General features: G+C 75.5%; 6 protein-coding genes and 1 pseudogene. All 7 read right to left on the reverse strand.

All coding sequences use genetic code 11. The features are described from left to right. Positions 1-100 precede the first annotated feature (100 nt). Positions 101-1,312 carry a cytochrome P450 gene (locus ACZ63H_RS26865; RefSeq protein ID WP_469869226.1) on the reverse strand — a complete coding sequence of 404 codons (1,212 nt, stop codon included), beginning with the start codon at positions 1,310-1,312 and terminating at the stop codon, positions 101-103. A gap of 38 nt (positions 1,313-1,350) precedes the next feature. After that, the gene (gene ccrA, locus ACZ63H_RS26870; protein WP_469869228.1) at positions 1,351-2,691 is read right to left on the reverse strand and encodes a crotonyl-CoA carboxylase/reductase; all 1,341 of its coding nucleotides are present in this window, start codon (positions 2,689-2,691) and stop codon (positions 1,351-1,353) included. 78 nt (positions 2,692-2,769) lie between these two features. Further along, the gene (locus ACZ63H_RS26875) at positions 2,770-3,963 is read right to left on the reverse strand and encodes a cytochrome P450 family protein (RefSeq protein ID WP_469869230.1); all 1,194 of its coding nucleotides are present in this window, start codon (positions 3,961-3,963) and stop codon (positions 2,770-2,772) included. A gap of 40 nt (positions 3,964-4,003) precedes the next feature. Beyond that, positions 4,004-5,434 (reverse strand): MFS transporter, encoded by a 1,431-nt coding sequence (locus tag ACZ63H_RS26880; RefSeq protein ID WP_469869232.1) that lies wholly within the window; start codon positions 5,432-5,434, stop codon positions 4,004-4,006. A gap of 67 nt (positions 5,435-5,501) precedes the next feature. Further along, positions 5,502-6,263, reverse strand: a complete 762-nt coding sequence (locus ACZ63H_RS26885; RefSeq protein WP_469869234.1) for a thioesterase II family protein — start codon at positions 6,261-6,263, stop codon at positions 5,502-5,504. Continuing rightward, positions 6,260-10,399, reverse strand: a pseudogene (locus ACZ63H_RS26890) (type I polyketide synthase); the annotation flags it as partial. The pseudogene ACZ63H_RS26890 and the gene ACZ63H_RS26885, both read right to left, overlap by 4 nt. Before the next feature lie 26 nt (positions 10,400-10,425). Beyond that, positions 10,426-19,932, reverse strand: a complete 9,507-nt coding sequence (locus ACZ63H_RS26895; protein ID WP_469869236.1) for an SDR family NAD(P)-dependent oxidoreductase — start codon at positions 19,930-19,932, stop codon at positions 10,426-10,428. Positions 19,933-19,942: the final 10 nt, after the last annotated feature.

Here is a 19,942-nt window from a genome sequence, read left to right on the forward strand (position 1 = left end):
CTATCGCGTTCATCTCCCCCCCCCCCCCCCCCCCCCCCCCCCCCCCCCCCCCCCCCCCCCCCCCCCCCCCCCCCCCCCCCCCCCCCCCCCCGGGCCGGGGCTACCAGGCGACGGGCAGCGAGGTCACGCCGTGGATCAGCCGGCCCGCGGACCGGGGCACCTCGTCGGCCGGGATGTCCAGGCGGAGGGTGGGGAACCTGCGCAGCAGGCTGCCGAGGGCGATCTCCAGCTCCAGCCGGGCCAGTCCGGCGCCGAGGCAGTAGTGGACGCCGTAGCCGAAGGTCAGGTGCTGGGCGCCCGGGACGCGGGCGACGTCGAGGGTGTCGGCGCCGGTGTACTGGGCGGCGTCGCGGTTGGCGGAGGCCAGCGAGGCGAGGACGGCGGTGCCCGCGGGCACGAGGGTGTCGCCCAGCTGCACGTCCTCGGTGGCGATGCGCAGGGTCGCCTCGTCGCCCGGCGGGACGAACCGCAGCAGCTCCTCCACCGCGGCCGGGACGGCGGCGGGGTCCCGGCGGACCGCCGCCAGCTGGTCGGGGTGGGTCAGCAGCGCGAGGACGCTGTTGCCGATCTGGTTGGTGGTGGTCTCGTGTCCGGCGATGAGGAGGGTGATCGCCAGGTGCAGCAGTTCCTCCTCGTCGAGGCGTTCGGCGTCGGCCTCGTGGATCGACACCAGGGCGGACAGCAGGTCGTCGCCGGGCCGGTGCCGCTTGGCGGCGATGAGCCCGCCGAGGTAGCCGGCGAGGCCGTTGTGGGCGGCGACGATCCGCTCGACGGGCAGGGAGACGGTGGACAGGACGGTGCCGGACCACTCGGCGATCTGCTCGCGTTCGTCCAGCGGGACCCCGAGGAGTTCGCAGATGACGGTCACGGGCAGCGGGAAGGCGAGCGCGGGGACGAGGTCGGCCGGGGAGCCGGTGCGCTCCATGGCGTCCAGCAGTTCGTCGGTGCGGGCCTGGACGCGCGGGCGCAGCGCCGCCACCCGGCGGGCGGTGAACTCCCGGGAGACCAGCCGGCGCACCCGGGTGTGCTCCGGCGGGTCCATGGTGAGCAGGTTCTTGGCGTTCTGCGGTTCGGTGCCGATGCGGGGGGCGCCGGGGCGGGCGGTGGCGGCCCGGCTGAACCGGGTGTCGGACAGCACCGTGCGCACCGCTTCGTAGTCGGTGACCAGCAGGGCCGGGTCCCCGCTGGGCATGCGGATGCCGGAGACCGGGCAGGTCTCGCGCAGCCGCCGGTACTCGGGGGCCGGTTCGAGCGCGGTGGGCCGCTCGAAGGGGTAGGCGAGGGGGGCGTTGTCGACCGTGTCGTCGGTCACGTGCGGAGTGCCAATCTGTGTGGGCCTGCGGGTGGGGGTCAGGCGGTGCGGAAGCGGTTGATGGCCGGCTCGTGCCGCTCGCGCAGCGCCGGGTCGGTGACGCCCAGGCCCTCGCGCGGGGCGAGGCAGAGCACTCCGACCTTGCCGTGGTGGCGGTTGCGGTGGACGTCGCCGACGGCCTGGCCGATGCCGTCGAGCGGGTAGGTGCGCGACAGCGTGGGGTGGATGCGGCCCTTGACGACGAGCCGGTTGGCCTCCCACGCCTCGCGGTAGTTGGCGAAGTGCGAGCCGATGATCCGCTTCAGGTGCATCCAGAGGTAGCGGTTGTCGAACTCGTGCCGGTAACCGGAGGTGGAGGCACAGGTCACGATGGTGCCGCCGCGCCGGGCGACGTACACGGAGGCGCCGAAGGTCTCGCGGCCCGGGTGCTCGAAGACGATGTCCACGTCCTCGCCGCCGGTCAGCTCGCGGATCCGGCTGCCCAGCCGCTTCCACTCGCGGGGGTCCTGGGTGTCCTCGTCGCGCCAGAAGCGGTAGTCCTCCGCGTTCCGGTCGATGATCGCCTCGACGCCCATGGCGCGGCAGATCTCCGCCTTCTGCGGGCTGGAGACCACGCAGATCGGTATCGCGCCCCCCGCCAGCGCGTACTGGGTGGCGTAGGAGCCGAGTCCGCCGCCGGCGCCCCAGATCAGCACGGTGTCGCCGACCTTCATGCCGGCGCCGTTGCGCGAGACGAGCTGGCGGTAGGCGGTGGAGTTGACCAGGCCGGGCGCGGCGGCCTCCTCCCAGGTCAGGTGGGCGGCCTTGGGCATGAGCTGGTTGGCCTTCACCAGCGCGAGCTGGGCCAGTCCGCCGTAGTTGGTCTCGAAGCCCCAGATCCGCTGCTCGGGGTCGAGCATGGTGTCGTCGTGGCCGGCCGCGTCCTCCAGCTCGACGGACAGGCAGTGGGCCACCACGCGGTCGCCGGGGTGCCAGCGGCGCACTCCGGGGCCGGTGCGCAGGACCACGCCGGACAGGTCGGAGCCGATCACGTGGTAGGGCTGGTCGTGCCTGGCGGCGGGGCCGCCGGTGCGGGCGTAGCGTTCGAGGAACGCGAAGGTCGGCACGGGCGAGAACAGCGCGCTCCACACCGTGTTGTAGTTGACGGAGCTGGCCATGACGGCGATCAGTGCCTCGCCGGGGCCGGGCTCGGGGGTGGGTACGTCGCCGATGTGCAGGGCCTTGGCGGGTTCCCGGTCGGCGACCGGGATGCCGTCGAACATGTGCTGCTCGTCCTTGAACAGCACGGCGGCCCGGTAGGACTCCGGTACCGGCAGGGCGGCGAAGTCGCGGGTCTCGGCGTCCGGCGACTCGATCGCGGCCACCAGGTCGGCTGTCACCACTCAACTCCCGTGGGTCTAGAAGGCTTTCGGTCGTGCCGGGTGGCGGCCCGGGCGGGCCGCCACCGGGGGCGGGGGCTACTGGTTGAGCTTCACGGGCAGTTCGGTCAGTCCGCGCATCACCAGGCCCGGGCGCCAGCGCAGTTCGGCGGCCGGGTCCTGGCGCTCCATGCGGGGGAAGCGCTCCAGCAGCTGGCGGAAGGCGATGTGCGCCTCCAGCCGGGCCAGCGGGGCGCCCAGGCAGTAGTGCATGCCGTAGCCGAAGGCCATGTGCTGGTTGGGGGCGCGCTCGGCGTCGAAGGTCATCGAGTCGTCGAAGACCTGCTCGTCGCGGTTGGCGGACAGCAGCGAGATCAGGACGAGTTCGCCCTCCTCGATGGTCTGCCCGCCCAGTTCCAGGGTCTCGGTGGCGACGCGGAAGCTCGCGCCGGGTACCGGGCTCTCGAAGCGCAGGAACTCCTCCACGGCGGCCGGGATGGCGTCGTGGTCGGCGCGCAGCCGCGCGGCCAGTTCGGGCCGGTCCAGCAGCAGGGCGGTGCCGTTGCCGAGGAGGTTCACGGTGGTCTCGTAGCCGGCGATGATGAGCAGGAAGCACATCGAGGTCAGCTCGTGCTCGGCGAGCCGGTCCTCGTCGTCGCGGGCGGCGATCATCGCGGACAGCAGCTTGTCGTCCGGTTCGGCCCGCTTCTGCGCGACGAGGTCGCGGACGTAGTGGACGAACTCGGTGACCACGTCGACGGGGAAGTTCTGGGTGCCGACGCCCGCCAGGTAGGCGTTGGACCAGGTGCGGAAGCGCTCGTGGTCGGCGACGGGCACCCCGAGCAGCTCGCAGATGACCTGCATGGGCAGCGGGTAGGCGAGGTCGCGGATGGCGTCGGGCTGTTCCTGGACGGCCATCTTGTCCAGCAGGTCGCCGGTCATCTGCTCGATCATCGGCCTGAGGTGCTCGATCCGCTTGGCGGTGAACACCGAGGAGACCAGGCGCCGCAGCCGGGTGTGGTCGGTGCCGTCGACCCGGAGCATGTGGGTGCCCATGCTGGCGCGGATCTCGGCGGGCAGGACGTCCTGGGCGACGATCCGGGTGCCGATGCGGTTGGACAGCCGGGCGTCGCCGAGTCCGGCGCGGCAGTCGGCGTACCGGGTGACCAGCCACAGCGGTACGCCGTTGGGCAGTTCGACCTGGAAGAGCGGACGGTCCTCGCGCAGGCGCTCGAAGAGGTGGTGCGGGGTCTTCACGCCGTAGTCGGCGTACAGGTCGGCGAAGGTGACCATGCGGGGTGTGCTCCTTGTGTGTCGGGGCGGGGTGCGGGGCTCAGTCGAGGGCGGGCTGCCGGGCCGGCGCGGGTGCGGCGGCGGGGGGCCTGAGGGCCGGGATGCCCAGCGCGACCGCGCCGCCGGCCAGCAGGACCGCGACGCAGATCCACAGGCCGGGGATCATCGCGTCGGTGAAGGCCCGCGCGGAGGTGTAGGTGCCGCCGCGGGCGGTGAACACGGTGGTGAGGACGGCGATGCCGAGGGCGCTGCCGATCTCCCGGACGGTGGCGTTGGTGCCGGAGGCCTTGCCGATGTCCTGCGGCTGGACGGAGCTGACCACGACGGTCGCGCTCGGCGCGAAGATCAGTCCGGTGCCGATGCCGCACAGCATGTACGGCACCACCATCTGCCAGTCCGCGGTGGCCGGGTCGGAGATCAGCGCGCACCAGGCCAGGCCCACGGCGGCCAGTGCGAGTCCGGCCGCGATCAGCCGGGCCGGGCCCACCTTGGGGATGAGCTTGCCCGCGTACGGGGCGCAGATCGTCGGCATGACGGCCCAGGGCAGGGTCCACAGGCCGGCCACGAACGGCGAGTGGCCGCGGGCCACCTGGAGGTACTGGGCGAGGAAGAAGATCGACCCGAACAGCCCGAAGTACACCGCCAGGGACGAGATGTTGGTCAGGGTGAAGGCGCGGCTGCGGTAGATCCGCAACGGCAGCAGCGGTGCGGGGGCGCGGCGCTCCCACAGCACGAACGCCACCAGCAGGACGGCCGCGGCGGCGTACAGGCCGAGGACGCGGCCGGAGGTCCAGCCGTGGTCGCTGCTGTCCACGATGGCCCAGACGAGGGCGAGCACGCCGGCCGCGCCGAGCAGCAGCCCGAGCGGGTCCAGTCCGGCGGCCGCGCCCCGGCTCTCGCGGTGCACGCGCAGCACCAGCGGCACGGCGACGAGCCCGATCGGGACGTTCAGCCAGAACAGCCAGTGCCAGCCGATGCCGGTGGTGACGGCGCCGCCGATCAGCGGGGCGATGCCGACGGCGAGGCTGCTGATGCTGGACCACACGCCGATGGCCACGCCCCGCTTCTCCGGCGGCACGGCCACGGTCAGCATGGTCAGCGACAGCGGCAGGACGGCCGCCGCGCTCATGCCCTGCAGGGCGCGCAGCGTGATGAGCGCGCCGGTGGAGGTGGACAGCGCGCAGCCGACGGAGAACAGCACGAACAGCGTGAGCCCGGTGACGAACACCTTGCGGCGCCCGTAGCGGTCGCCGAGTCCGGCCGCGACCAGCAGCAGGCCGGCGAAGCCGAGGATGTAGCTGTTGGTGACCCACTGCAGGCCCTGCACCGAGGCGTCCAGGTCGCGCCGGATGGACGCGAGGGCGTTGGTGACCACCAGGTTGTCCAGCGCGACCATGAACATCGGCAGGGACACGGCGAGGACGGTCAGTCCGAACGGCGGGCGTGCCGGGGCAGCCGCTTCGTTTGCCATCGATCGTTCTTTCTGTGTCGGGGGGCGGGGGCCGGCGAGGGGGGCGCCGGCCCGCGAGGGGGTGCGGTCAGCGGAAGCGGGCCAGGTCCTCGGCGAGCGCCCGGACCACCCGGTCCTTCTGCTCGGCCAGGTAGAAGTGGCCGCCGGGGAAGGCGCGCAGCCGGAAGTCGCCCGCGGTGTGCGCGCGCCACTGCTCGGCCTCGGCGAGGCTGACCTGCGGGTCGTCGTCGCCGACGAGCACGCTGACCGGGCAGCGCAGGGGCGGCCCGGGCTCGTACCGGTACGACTCCACCGCCAGGTAGTCGCCGCGGATGGCCGGCATGATCATCCGGATCACGTCGTCGTCCAGGAGCAGCCGGTCGTCGGTGCCGTTCAGGCGGCGGATCTCGGCGATGACCGCGTCGTCGTCCATGAAGCGGACCTTGGTGTCGCGCAGCGTGGGCGGGGCGGTGCGGCCGGAGGCGATCAGTCCGCGCAGGTCCAGGCCGGGGTCCCGCTCGATCCGGCGGGCCACCTCGAAGGCCACGCAGGCGCCCATGCTGTGCCCGAACAGCACCAGCCGGCGCCGGGGCAGCGACCGCAGGACGGCGGTGACCTCGTCGGCGAGCCGGGCGACCGAGGTGAGGGGCGGCTCGGCGCGCCGGTCCTGCCGTCCCGGGTACTGCACCGGCAGCACCTCGGCGGTGTCGGCCAGGGCGTCCGCGAGGGGGCGGAAGTAGCTGGCGGAGCCGCCGGCGTGCGGGAAGCAGACCAGCGTCAGGTCGCCGTCCTGGGGCGCCGGGTGGTAGGGGCGGAGCCAGAGTTCGTGTGCGGTGGGGGTGTTGGTCATCCCCGTACCTCCGTGCGCAGCCAGGACGCGATGGCGTCGGCGGTTGTCCGATGGTGGGTGTCGAGCATCGAGAAGTGGTCGCCGGGTACGTCGACCACGTGCTGGGCGTGCTCCCAGCCGGCCCCGCGTGCGCCCTGCTCGGCGCCGGGCACCTCGGCGGTGGCGCGCAGCAGCAGCACGGGGGTGTCCAGGGGGTGCGGGGTCCAGTCGGCGAAGGCCCGGAAGTAGCCGCCCATCGCCACCAGCCGCTGGTCGTCGAGGAGTTCGGCGGCCTCCTCGTTCTCCAGCAGCTGCGAGACCATCAGCCGGGTGCTGGAGCGGTCGGCGGCGCGGGAGAAGGTGTCGGCCAGGACGACGGCGGCGGCCGGGGTGCCGGCCGCGGCCAGGTGTTCGGCGACGGCGTGCGCGATCCAGCCGCCGGAGGACCGGCCGAGCAGCACCAGCGGGCGGCCGGCGGCCAGTTCGAGGGCGGTCTCGGCGTGCGCGGCGGTCAGCGCCCCGGCGGTGCGGGGCAGCGGTTCGCCGGGGGCGAAGCCGGGGTGCGGCAGCGCCCACACCTCGCCGGCGGAGCCGAGGGCCGCGCCGAGCCGCAGGTACTCCTGCGGTCCGGAGACGGCGCTGAGCGAGGGGAAGCACAGCACGGCGAGGTCTCCGGTGCCGGCGGTGATCCGGACCGGGGCGGGCCAGCGGTCGGCGTCGGCGCGCCGGGCGAAGTCGGGTCGCAGTGCTGCGGCGGCGGTCAGCAGCGTGAAGCCCTCGGTGAGTCTGCCGGTGCGGTGGGCCTGCCGGAACAGCCCGGTCAGCGGGTCGCCGGCCGGTTCGCCGGGCGTGCCGGCCAGCCGCTCGGCGAGGTGGGCGGCCAGCGCGCGCGCCGTGGGGTGGTCGAAGACCAGGGTGGCGGGCAGCGGCAGCCCGGTGGAGTCGCGGAGCCGGTTGCGCAGGTGGAGCGCGGTCAGGGATTCGAACCCGAGTTCCACGAAGGACCGGTCCGGGTCGACGTCCTCCGGGCCGGCGTGGCCCAGGACGGCGGCGGCGGCCGCGCGGACGTGGCCGGTGACCGCGGCCGTCCGTTCCGTGTCGTCGGCGAGCCGGGCCAGGAGTGTGGGCAGCGTCTCGGTGTCCTGCGCCGCGGCGGCGGGCGCGGGCGCGGACGCGGCGGGCAGGGCGACGGCGGGGGTGGACGCCAGCCAGTACGAGCGCCGCTGGAAGGCGTAGCGGGGCAGTTCCACGCGCCGTCCGGCCGGGAGGGCGGCGGTGAAGTCGACGGCGCCGCCGCGCACGTGGAGTTCGGCCGCCGAGGCCAGGAAGCGGCCGGGGTGTCCCTCGTCGCGCACCAGGGAGCCGGTCACCGTGACGGCGTGCCCGGCCCCGGTGGTCTCGGCGGTCTCCGTGGTGCCGCCGGCGAGCACGGGGTGCGGGCTCGCCTCCACGAAGTACCGGACGCCGTCCTGGACGAGCAGCCGTACCGTCTCCTCGAACCGCACGGTCCGGCGCAGGTTGCGGTACCAGTACCCGGCGTCCAGCTCGGTGCCGGTGAGCCGGGTGCCGGTGACGGACGAGTAGAAGGGTATGTCGGCGGGCTTGGGCGTGACGGCGGCCAGCCGGGCGAGCACGTCCTCGCGGACGGCCTCGACCTGCGGCGAGTGGGAGGCGTAGTCCACCGGGATGCGGCGCACCCGCACCCCGTCCGCCTCGGCGGCCGCGCGGAACGCGTCCAGGGCGGCGGCCTCGCCCGCCACCACGGTGGTGCCGGGGCCGTTGACGGCGGCGACGGCGAGCCGGTCCGCCCACGGGGCGAGCCGGGGGGTCACCTGCCCGGCGGGGAGCGCGACCGACACCATGCCGCCGCCTCCGGCCAGCCGGGTCAGTACCCGGCTGCGCAGCGCGACCACCAGCGCGGCGTCCTCCAGCGACAGGGCGCCGGCGACACAGGCCGCCGCGATCTCGCCCTGCGAGTGCCCGGCGACGGCGTCCGGCTCGACGCCGTAGGATCGCCACAGGGCGGCCAGCGACACCATCACGGCGAACAGGGCGGGCTGGACCACGTCCACCCGGTCCAGCGAGGGCGCGTCCGGCTCGCCGCGCAGCACGGCGGCCAGCGACCAGTCCACGTGCGGGGCGAGCGCCTCCTCGCAGGCCCGCAGGCGGTCCCGGAACACCGGGGAGGCGGCGGCGAGCCCGGTGGCCATGCCCGGCCACTGGGAGCCCTGGCCGGGGAAGACGAAGGCGGTACGGCCGGCCGCGCGGGCGGCGGTGGCGCCGCGCACCGTCCCCGGGGCGTCCTGCCCGTCCGCCAGGGCGCCGAGCCGGGCCAGCAGCCCGTCCCGGCCGTCGGCGACCACGACCGCGCGGTGGTCCAGCGCGGCCCGCCCGGTGGCCAACGACCAGGCGACGTCGGCGACGGACAGCTCCGGACGCTCGGCCAGATGCGCCCGCAGCCGGCCGGCCTGCGCCCGCAGGGCTGCGGGGGTGCGGGCGGAGAGGAGGAAGGGGAGGGGGGTGGCGGGGGGTGCGTCGGCGGGGGCCGGTCCGGCCGGGTCCGCCTCCCCGACGGCCGCCTCCGGGTTTGCCGTGGCCGGTGTTGCGGCGGTGGCGGCACCGGCCGAGGCCACGCCGGCGGCGGCGGCACCGGCCGGGACTGTCCCGGGGGCGACCGCGCCGGCCCGGGCCGTCCCGGGGGCGGCTCCGGCCGGGGCCGCCGCGGTGGTCGCCGCGGTGGTCGCCGCGGTGGTCGTCGCGGTGGTCGCCGCGGTGGCCGTCGTGCCGGGCGCGGGTTCGCCGGGGGGTGCCGGGGGCTCGGCGGGTTCCTCGTGCTGTTCCAGGATGACGTGGGCGTTGGTGCCGCTCATGCCGAAGGAGGAGACGGCGGCGCGGCGCGGGTGGTCCGCGCGGGGCCACGGCCGGGCCTCGGTCAGCAGCTCGACGGACCCCGCCGACCAGTCGATCCGCGGGGACGGCTCGTCGACGTGCAGGGTGCGGGGCAGGGTGCCGTGGCGCATGGCCTGCACCATCTTGATCACACCGCCGACGCCGGCCGCCGCCATGGTGTGACCGATGTTCGACTTCAGCGAGCCGAGCCGCAGCGGCCGTCCGGCCGGCCGGTTCTGGCCGTAGGTGGCGAGCAGGGCCTGGGCCTCGATGGGGTCGCCGAGCCGGGTGCCGGTGCCGTGCGCCTCGACGGCGTCGACGTCCCCGGGCTTCAGCCGGGCGTCGGCCAGTGCCTGCCGGATCACCCGGCGCTGGGCCCGGCCGTTGGGCGCGGTCAGGCCGTTGCTGGCGCCGTCCTGGTTGACCGCGCTGCCCCGCACCACGGCCAGCACCGGGTGTCCGAGCCGCCGGGCGTCGGACAGCCGTTCCAGCAACAGCAGACCCACGCCCTCGCCCCAGGCGGTGCCGTCGGCCGCGGCGGCGAACGACTTGCAGCGGCCGTCGGGGGCCAGCCCGCCCTGGGCGCCGAAGTCCGCGAACGCGCCGGGCGAGCTCATCACGGTGGCGCCGCCCGCCAGGGCCATCGCGCACTCCCCGCGCCGCAGCGCCTGCGCGGCCAGGTGCAGCGCCACCAGGGAGGAGGAGCAGGCGGTGTCGACGGTGAGGGCCGGTCCCTCCAGGCCGAGGAAGTAGGCGATCCGCCCGGAGGCGACGCTGCCGGAGTTGCCGGTGCTCAGGTAGCCCATCGCCTCGGCGGGGATGGCCTCGGCCCGGGTGGCGTAGTCGTGCAGGTTCAGTCCGGTGAAGACGCCGACCGGTTCGCCCCGGACGGCCGACGGGTCCAGCCCGGCCGCCTCGAACACCTCCCAGGCCGCCTCCATCAGCAGCCGCTGCTGGGGGTCCATGGCCAGCGCCTCGCGCGGGGAGATGCCGAAGAAGTCGGCGTCGAACTCGTCGGCGTGGTGCAGGAATCCGCCCCGGCCCGCCACGTCGTCCGGCCAGCCCCGGTTGTCCGGGAAGCCGGTGATGGCGTCCCGGCCCTCGGACACCAGCTCCCACAGCCCGTCCGGGTCCTCGACCCCGCCCGGATAGCGGCAGCTCATGCCGATGATCGCCACCGGTTCGTGCCGGCTCTCGGTCAGCTCGCGCACCTGCCGCCGGGCCTCGCGCAGGTCGGCCGTCGCGCGCTTGAGGTAGTCGAGGTACTTCGCCTCGTTGGTCACAGTTTCCGTGCTCACGGCGACTCCAGTTCGGCGTCCAGCAGGTCGAAGATCTCCTCGGCGGTGGCCGACTCCAGGTCGGTCGCCGCCGGGCGGTCCACCGGCCGCTCCGGGGCGCCGGTGAGGGCCCGCAGCCGGGCGTGGATCTCCTCGTGTTCGGGGCCCGCGCCGGGCAGCGCGGCCAGCAGCTCCTCCAGCCGGTCCAGTTCGCGGTGGAGTGCGCGGACACCGGACAGCTCGGCCGCGGCCTCCTCCGCCAGCCGCTCGGCGAGCGCGGCGGGGGTGGGGCAGTCGAACAGCACGGTCGGCGGTACCTGGAGGCCGGTGGCCGCCGTCACCCGGTCGCGCAGTTCCACGGCGGTGAGCGAGTCGATGCCGATGTCCTTGAAGGACTGCCCCGGGTCCACGTCGTCGGGACCGGCGTGCCCGAAGACCACGGCGGTGCCCCGGCGGACGATGTCCAGCAGGGCGCGGGCCCGCTCGTCCGGTGCCAGCGCGAGCAGCCGCTCCCGGGCCCCGGGCGCGGCGGCGGGCGCGGCCGTGACCGCGCGCCGGACCGGCGGGGACGCGGGGGTGGTGCGGTCCGCCGCCGGGCCGGTGCGGTCCGCCGCCGGGCGGGGCGGGCCGGCCGGTACGGGGCCCAGTCCCACCCGGTCGGCGGAGGCTACCGGCAGTCCGGCCGGGTCGGTCAGCAGCACCGAGACGGCGTCCGGCGCGACCGGGGTGATCCGGACCCGGACGCTCGTGGCCCCGGTGGCGTGCAGGGTGAGGCCGGACCAGGTGACGGGCAGCGGCCCGGCCGGACCGGTCAGGCCCAGCGGGTGCAGCGCGCCGTCCAGCAGGACGGGGTGGATGCCGTACCGGTCCGCGTCCCGCGCCTCGTCCGCCCCGAGGGCGACCTCGGCGAACAGCTCCGTGTCCCGGCGCCACACGGCCCGTACGGCCCGGAGCGCCGGCCCGTGCGCGAGCCCGGCCGCCGCGAGCAGCCCGTACAGCTCGTCGGCCGCGACCGGTTCGGCGCCGGTGGGGGGCCAGGTGGTGGGGGTGGTGTCCGTGGGCGGGGTCTCGGCGGCGGGACCTTCCGGGGCGGGGCCCGCGGCCGGGGCGTCGGCCGGGGCCGGCCCGGCGGGGCGCAGGGTGCCGTGGGCGTTGCGGGTCCAGCCGCCGGGGCCGGACGCGCTCTCGGGCCGCGTGTGCAGTTCGACGGTGCGGTGGCCGTCGGCGAACGGGCCGACGGTCAGGCGCAGCCGGACCGCTCCCCGCGCCGGCAGGACGAGCGGGGCGTCCAGGGCGAGGTCCCCGATCGCGCCGCAGCCGGTCTCGTCCCCGGCGCGCAGGACGGTCTCCAGCACGGCCGAGGCGGGCAGCACCGGCGTTCCGCCGAGGGTGTGCCCGGCGAGCCAGGGGTGGGTGCCGGCGGTGAGGCGTCCGGTGAACACCATCCCGTCGGTGCCGGGCAGTTCGACGGCGGCGCCCAGCAGCGGGTGGTCCGCCGTGCCGAGCCCGGCCGCGCCCAGGTCCTCCGGGCCGGCGGGCGGCGCGTCGAGCCAGTACCGCTGCCGCTGGAAGGCGTAGGTGGGCAGCTCGGCGCGGGGCGGTCGGAGGCCGTCGAACGCCGCCGACCAGTCCACCGGGGTGCCGCTGAACGCCGCCCAGTCCACGGCGACGCCGTGCGCGTGCAGCCGGATCACGGCCTTGGCGAGGCTCCGCGCCTCGTCGGCGCCACCGCGCAGGCTCGGCACGAAGGTGACCGAATCGGCGTTTTCGGCAAGGCAGTTGGGGCCCATCGCGGACAGCACGCCGTCCGGGCCGACCTCCAGGAAGGTGGTCACCCCGTCGGCTGCCAGGGCGGTCACGGCGTCGTGGAAGCGCACGGGCTGCCGTACGTGCCGTACCCAGTACTCGGGGCGGCCCGGTTCCTCCGCCGGCACCGGTCCGCCGGTCACGGTGGAGACGAACGGCGTGCCGGCCCCGGCGTACCGGACGCTCCGCGCCACCTCGGCGAAGGCGTCGAGCATGGGGTCCATGAGCGGTGAGTGGAAGGCGTGGCTGACCTCCAGCCGCTTGGTCTTGCGGCCCCGCTCGCGCAGCCGCTCGGCGATGTCCAGTACGGCGTCCTCGGCGCCGGACAGGACGACGGCGGCGGGCCCGTTGACGGCGGCGACGCCGACCCGGTCCGCCCTTTCGCCGATGAGGGGCAGGACTTCGGACTCGGTGGCCTGTACGGCGATCATGGCGCCGCCCGCCGGCAGGTCCTGCATCAGCCGTCCGCGGGCCGCGACCAGGGCGGCGGCGTCCGGCAGCGAGAGGACGCCGGTGACGTGTGCGGCGGCCAGTTCGCCGATGGAGTGCCCGGCCACGGCGTCGGGCCGGACGCCCCAGTGTTCGAGGAGGCGGTAGAGGGCGACCTCCAGGGCGAACACGGCGGGCTGGGTGAACCCGGTCCGATGGATCAACCCGGCCTCGGGGCTGTCCGCGCCGGCGAAGACGACGTCCTTCAGGGGCCGCCCGAGATGCGGGTCGAGGGCGGCGCACACCTCGTCGAAGGCCGTCGCGAAGACGGGGTAGGTGTCGTACAACCCCCGTCCCATGCCCAGGCGCTGGCTGCCCTGGCCGGTGAAGAGGACCGCGAGCCGGCCGGAGCCGCGCCGGCCCTCGGCGACCTCGGCGGCGGGTTCTCCGGCGGCCACGGCGGCCAGTCCGCGCAGGAGTTCGGCGCGGTCCTGGGCGAGTACCACGGCGCGGTGTTCGAACGTGGTCCGGGTGGTCAGCAGGGCGTGCCCGGCCGCGGCCAGGTCGAGTCCGGGGCGTGCGGTGACGAAGGCGTGCAGCCGCTCGGCCTGCGCGCGCAGCGCCGTCTCGGTCTTGCCGGAAACCACCCAGGGGACCGGGGTGAGGTCCGCCTGCGGGGCCCCTTCGGGTGCGGGGGCCTGTTCGAGGATGACGTGGGCGTTGGTGCCGCTCAGCCCGAAGGAGGACACGGCGGCCCGGCGCGGCCGGTCGACGTCCGGCCACTCCCGCCGCTCGGTCAGCAGCTCCACCGCGCCCGCCGACCAGTCCACATGCGACGACGGCGCGTCCACATGCAGGGTCTTCGGCAGCACACCATTGCGCAGCGCCATCACCATCTTGATGACCCCACCCACACCGGCGGCAGCCTGAGCGTGCCCGATGTTCGACTTCAACGACCCCAGATACAGGGGCTGCCCGGCGGGGCGTTCCTGCCCGTAGGTCGCGAGGAGTGCCTGGGCCTCGATGGGATCGCCCAGCCGCGTCCCCGTCCCGTGCGCCTCCACCGCGTCCACGTCGGCGGCGGTGAGCCGGGCGTCGGCGAGCGCCTGCCGGATCACCCGCTGCTGCGAAGGACCGTTCGGCGCGGTCAACCCGTTACTCGCACCGTCCTGGTTGACGGCGCTGCCCCGCACTACGGCCAGCACCGGATGCCCCAGCCGCAGGGCGTCCGACAACCGCTCCACCACCAGCACACCGGCGCCCTCGGCCCAGCCGGTGCCGTCCGCGCCCTCGGCGAACGCCTTGCACCGCCCGTCGGGGGACAGCCCCCGCTGCCGGCTGAAGTCCAGGAACGCGGCCGGCGACGACATCACCGTCACCCCGCCCGCCAACGCCATCGAGCACTCGCCCCGCCGCAGCGCCTGCACCGCCAGGTGCAGGGTGACCAGCGACGACGAACACGCCGTATCGACCGTGACGGCCGGGCCCTCCAGGCCGAAGGTGTACGACAGCCGGCCGGCCGCCACACTGCCCGCCGTGCCGGTGCCGCGGAACGCCTCCAGTTCCTCGGGGATGGCGCGCAGCCGGGTGAGGTAGTCGCGGTTCATCAGGCCCATGTAGACGCCGGTACGGCTGCCGCGCAGCGACGCCGGGTCGATGCCCGCCCGCTCGACGGCCTCCCACGACGTCTCCAGCAGCAACCGCTGCTGCGGATCCATCGCCAGCGCCTCACGCGGCGAGATCCCGAAGAAGGCCGCGTCGAACTCGGCGGCGTCGTGCAGGAAACCGCCCTCGCGGGTGTACACCTTGTCGCGTACGCCGGGGTCCGGGTCGTAGAGACCGTCCAGGTCCCAGCCCCGGTCGACGGGGAACCCGGAGATCGCGTCCGAACCGCCCGCCACCAGCTCCCACAGCTCCTCCGGGGACCGCACCCCGCCGGGGAACCGGCAGCCGATCCCGACGATGGCCACCGGCTCGTCCTCCGCACCGGTGCCGGCAGCGGGCCGGGGGGTGTCGGTGTCGGCGTGCTCGGCCAGGATTTCCCGGCGCAGGTACTCCGCCAGCGCGGCCGGGGTCGGGTAGTCGAAGACGAGGGTGGGGGGCAGGGCCAGCCCGGTGAGGGGGCTGAGCGCGTTGCGCAGTTCGACGGCGCTGAGCGAGTCGACGCCGAGGTCGCGGAAGGTGTGCCGGGCGCCGATGGCGTCGGGTGCCGTGTGGCCGAGGACGGTCGCGGCGTGGGTGCGGACCAGGTCGAGGAGCAGGCCGTCGCGTTCGGCGGCGGGCAGTGCGAGCAGCCGGTCGCGCAGCGTCGTGGCGGGCGCGGCGGCGGTCCGGGCGGCGCGGCGGGCGGTGCGGACCAGCCCGCCGAGCAGCGGCGGCACCTCCCGGCCGGGGCGGGGCGCGGTGTCCAGGCGCATCGGCAGCAGGGCCGCCCGGCCGGCGGTGAGGCAGGCGTCGAAGAGCGCGAGTCCGTCCTGGACGGTGAGCGGGACGAACCCGGCCCGTTCGATGCGCGCGAGGTCCGTCCCGGCCAGGTGGCCGGTGATGCCGCTGCGCTCGCCCCACAGGCCCCAGGCCAGCGACAGCGCGGGCAGGCCGGCCGCGCGGCGGTGGGCGGCCAGGCCGTCCAGGAAGGCGTTGGCCGCCGCGTACGCGCCCTGTCCCGCGCCGCCGAACACCCCGGCGGCGGAGGAGAACAGCACGAACTGGTCCAGGTCCGCGTCCCGGGTGAGTGCGTGGAGGTGCAGTGCGGCGTCGGCCTTGGGCCGCAGCACCGCGTCGGCCTGCTCCGGGGTGAGGGATTCCAGCAGCCCGTCGGCGACGACCCCGGCCGCGTGCACGACGCCGGTCAGCGGGTGTGCGGCGGGGATGCCGGCGAGGGTCGCGGCGAGGGCGGTCCGGTCGGCCACGTCGCAGGCGACGACCGACACGGTGGCGCCGAGCGCGCCCAGGTCGGCCACCAGTTCCTCGGCGCCCTCCGCGGCCGGGCCCCGCCGGCTGGTGAGCAGCAGGTGCCGCACCCCGTGCGCCGTCACCAGATGCCGCGCCAGGGCGGCGCCGAGGGTGCCGGTGCCGCCGGTGATCAGCACGGTTCCGCCGGGGCGGAAGGCGGGGGCGGACGTTGTGGACTCCGCGGCGGCCGGGGCCCCGCCGGTGGCCTCCGCCCGTACCAGCCGGGCCACCGACCAGGTGCCGGCGCGGACGCGGAACTGCGGCTCGGTGCCGAGCACGGCCTCCGTCGGCGGGGCTTCGGGCCGGTCGGTGTCGACCAGGACGAACCGGCCGGGGTGCTCGGTCTGCGCGGAGCGGACCAGGCCGTGCAGCGCGGCGGCGGCCGGGTGGGTGACCTGCTCCCCCGTCGCGCCGCCGGTGACGAGGACCAGGCGGGCGGCGGCGAAGCGGTCGTCGGCCAGCCAGTCGCGCAGCAGCCGCAGCGTGCGGTGGACGGCGTCGTGCAGGTCGTTCGGTCCGGGACGCTCGTGGACGACGACGGCGTCCGGCAGGGGCGTCCCGTCGTCGAGCGCGGCGGCGAGGGCCGCCAGGTCCGGGTAGTGGTCGTCCGCGGCGGGGCCGACGCCGGCCCAGCGGCCGGGGGCCAGCGGCTCCGCCGGGTCCGCGGGCAGCCAGTCGAGCCGGTACAGGGCGTCCGCGACGGGCGGGGTGCGCAGCGCGTCGGCGGTGACGGGGCGTACCGTCAGCACGTCGACGGACGCCACCGGCGCTCCGGTCGGGTCGGCGACCGCGAGGCTCATCGCGTCCTGGCCGGCCGGGGCCAGCCGCACCCGGAGCGTGTCGGCGCCGGTCGCGTGGAGCCGTACGCCGGACCAGTGGAACGGCAGCCGCGGCCGGTCCCGGCCGGCCGGTGCGGCGAGGCTCCAGGCGTGCAGCGCGCTGTCCAGCAGGGCGGGGTGGACGCCGTAGCCCTCGGCCGGCTCGCCGGTCAGGGCGACCTCGGCGTAGATCTCGGTGCCGCGCCGCCAGGCCGCGCGGACGCCCCGGAAGGCGGGGCCGTAGTCGAGCCCGGCGGCGGCGAGGTCGTCGTACAGGGTGTCCACGGGCAGCGGCCGGGCGTCCCGCGGCGGCCAGACGGCGAGGTCGAAGCCGGGTTCGCCGGGGCCGCCCGGGATCAGGGTGGCGGTGGCGTGCCGGGTCCAGGGCCGGTCGGGCGCGTCGTCGGGCCGGGCGAAGACGGTCAGTTCCCTGCGGCCCGTCCCGTCGGCGGCCGCGACGGCCAACTGGACCTGTACGGCGCCGTGTTCGGGCAGGACGAGCGGGGACTCCAGGGTCAGCTGCCCGATCTCGCGGCAGCCGGACAGGTCGGCCGCGTGGAGCGCCAGGTCGGCGAGGGCGGTGCCGGGCAGCAGCACCGTACCGGCCACCGCGTGGTCCGCGAGCCACGGGTGGGTGCGCACCGACAGCCGCCCGGTGAGCAGCAGTTCGTCGGCGCCGGCCACCGACACCGCCGCGCCCAGCAGGGGGTGGTCGGCGGCGCCGAGGCCCAGTTCGGCGGGGCGGGCGGGGCCGGTGGCCGGGGAGTCGGCGAGCCAGTAGTGGGCGTGGTCGAAGGCGTAGGTGGGCAGGTCGGTGCGGCGCGGGGCGAGGTGCCCGAAGAAGGCGTCGGCGTCGATGTCGGCGCCGCGCGCGTACAGGTGGGCGAGGGCCGTCAGCAGGGTGTCGGGCTCGGGGCGGCCCTCGGCGAGGGTGGGCAGCAGCACGGCGTCGCTGTCCTCGGCGAGGCATTCGCGGCCCATCAGGGACTGCATCGCGACCGGGCCGAGTTCCAGGTAGGTGCGCACGCCCTCGGCCTCCAGGGTGCGCATGCCGTCCAGGAACCGTACGGCGCCCCGGACGTGGCGGCCCCAGTATTCCGGGGAGCACAGCTCGTCCGGGTCGGCGAGCCGGCCGTCGAGGCAGTTGACGACGGGAATGCGCGGCCGGTGGAGGTCCAGGCCCCGGACGGCGGCGACGAACGGTTCGAGGACCGGTTCCATGTGCGCGGAGTGGAACGCCCGGCCGAAGGACATCCGGTGGGTGCGCCGGCCGGCGGCCCGCCATTCCTCGCCGATGCGCGCGACGAGTTCCTCGTCACCGGAGACGACGACCTGGCGGGGGCCGTTGACCAGGGCGATGTCCACGGTGCCGGTGCGGCCCTCCAGGGAGGCGCGGACCTCCTCCTCGGACGCCTCGATCGCGACCATGGTGCCGCCGGGCGGGGTCTGCTGGAGCAGCCGGCCCCGGGTGGTGACGAAGGCCGCCGCGTCCTCCAGGGACAGCGCCCCGGTCACGTGCAGGAGGGCCGAGTCGCCGTTGGAGCCGCCGAAGACGACGTCGGGCCGGATGCCCCAGTGTTCGAGGAGCCGGTAGAGGGCGACCTCCAGGGCGAACACCGCCGGGTGGCCGTACTCGGCCTGGGCCAGCAGCGCGGCCTCGGGGGTGTCCTCGGCCGCGAAGACGATGTCCTTCAGCGGCCGTCCGAGACGTGGGTCGAGGGCGGCGCACACCTCGTCGAAGGCCGCCGCGTAGGCGGGGAAGGCGCCGTACAACTCGCGGCCCATGCCGAGGCGCTGGCTGCCCTGGAAGGTGAACAGGAAGGCCAGTCTGCCGTCGTCGCGCGTGCCCCGGACCACGTGCGGGGAGGGTTCGCCGGCGGCCAGGGCGGCGAGGCCGGCCAGCAGTCCGGCGCGGTCCCCGGCCAGGACGACCGCCCGGTGGTCGAAGCCGGCGCGGCGGCGCAGCAGCGAGTACGCGGTGTCGACCAGGTCGAGTCCGGGTCGCTCGGCGACGAAGGCGTGCAGCCGCTCGGCCTGCGCGCGCAGCGCCGCCTCGGACTTGGCCGACAGCACCCAGGGCAGCGACCCGTGCGGCGGGCGGGAGACCGCTTCCGGTTCCGGAGCGGTGACCTGTTCGAGGATGACGTGGGCGTTGGTGCCGCTCAGCCCGAAGGAGGACACGGCGGCCCGGCGCGGCCGGTCGACGTCGGGCCACTCCCGCCGCTCGGTCAGCAGCTCCACCGCGCCCGCCGACCAGTCCACGTGCGACGACGGCGCGTCCACGTGCAGGGTCTTCGGCAGCACACCATTGCGCAGCGCCATCACCATCTTGATGACCCCACCCACACCGGCGGCAGCCTGAGCGTGCCCGATGTTCGACTTCAACGACCCCAGGAACAAGGGCTGTCCGGCGGGGCGTTCCTGCCCGTAGGTCGCGAGGAGTGCCTGGGCCTCGATCGGGTCGCCCAGTCGCGTCCCCGTCCCGTGCGCCTCCACCGCGTCCACGTCGGCGGCGCTGAGCCGGGCATCGGCGAGCGCCTGGCGGATCACCCGCTGCTGCGAAGGACCGTTCGGCGCAGTCAGACCATTGCTCGCACCGTCCTGATTGACCGCACTCCCCCGCACCACGGCCAGCACCGGATGCCCCAACCGCAGGGCGTCCGACAACCGCTCCACGACGAGGACGCCCACACCCTCGCCGAAGCCGGTGCCGTCCGCGTCCTCCGCGAACGCCTTGCACCGCCCGTCCGGGGACAGCCCTCGCTGCCGGCTGAAGTCCAGGAACGCGGCCGGCGACGACATCACCGTCACCCCGCCCGCCAGCGCCATCTCACACTCGCCCCGCCGCAGCGCCTGCACCGCCAGGTGCAGGGTGACCAGCGACGACGAACACGCCGTGTCCACCGTGAGGGTGGGGCCCTCCAAACCGAAGGTGTACGCGATGCGTCCGGCCGCGATGCTGCCCGCCGTGCCGGTGCCGAGGTGACCCTCCAGGTCCTCCGGCACCCCGGCGGCGTGGACGGCGTAGTCGTGGTACATCAGGCCCATGTAGACGCCGGTACGGCTGCCGCGCAGCGACGCCGGGTCGATGCCCGCCCGCTCGACGGCCTCCCACGACGTCTCCAGCAGCAGCCGCTGCTGCGGATCCATCGCCAGCGCCTCACGCGGCGATATCCCGAAGAACCCGGCGTCGAACTCCGCCGCGTCGTGCAGGAAACCGCCCTCGCGGGCGTAGACCTTCCCGCGCGCCTCCGGGTCCGGGTCGTAGAGACCGTCCAGGTCCCAGCCCCGGTCGACGGGGAACCCGGAGATCGCGTCCGAGCCGCCCGCCACCAGCTCCCACAGCTCCTCCGGTGACCGCACCCCGCCGGGGAACCGGCAGCCGATCCCGACGATGGCCACCGGCTCGTGCGCCTTGGCGTCGACGTCGCCGAGCCTCTGGTTCGCCTGCCGGAGGTCGGCCGTCATCCGCTTCAGGTACTCAAGGAGTTTTTCCTGCTCTGCCATCGCCTTGCCCAATGCCTTTCGA

Source organism: Streptomyces sp. NPDC104831, from assembly GCF_055583025.1.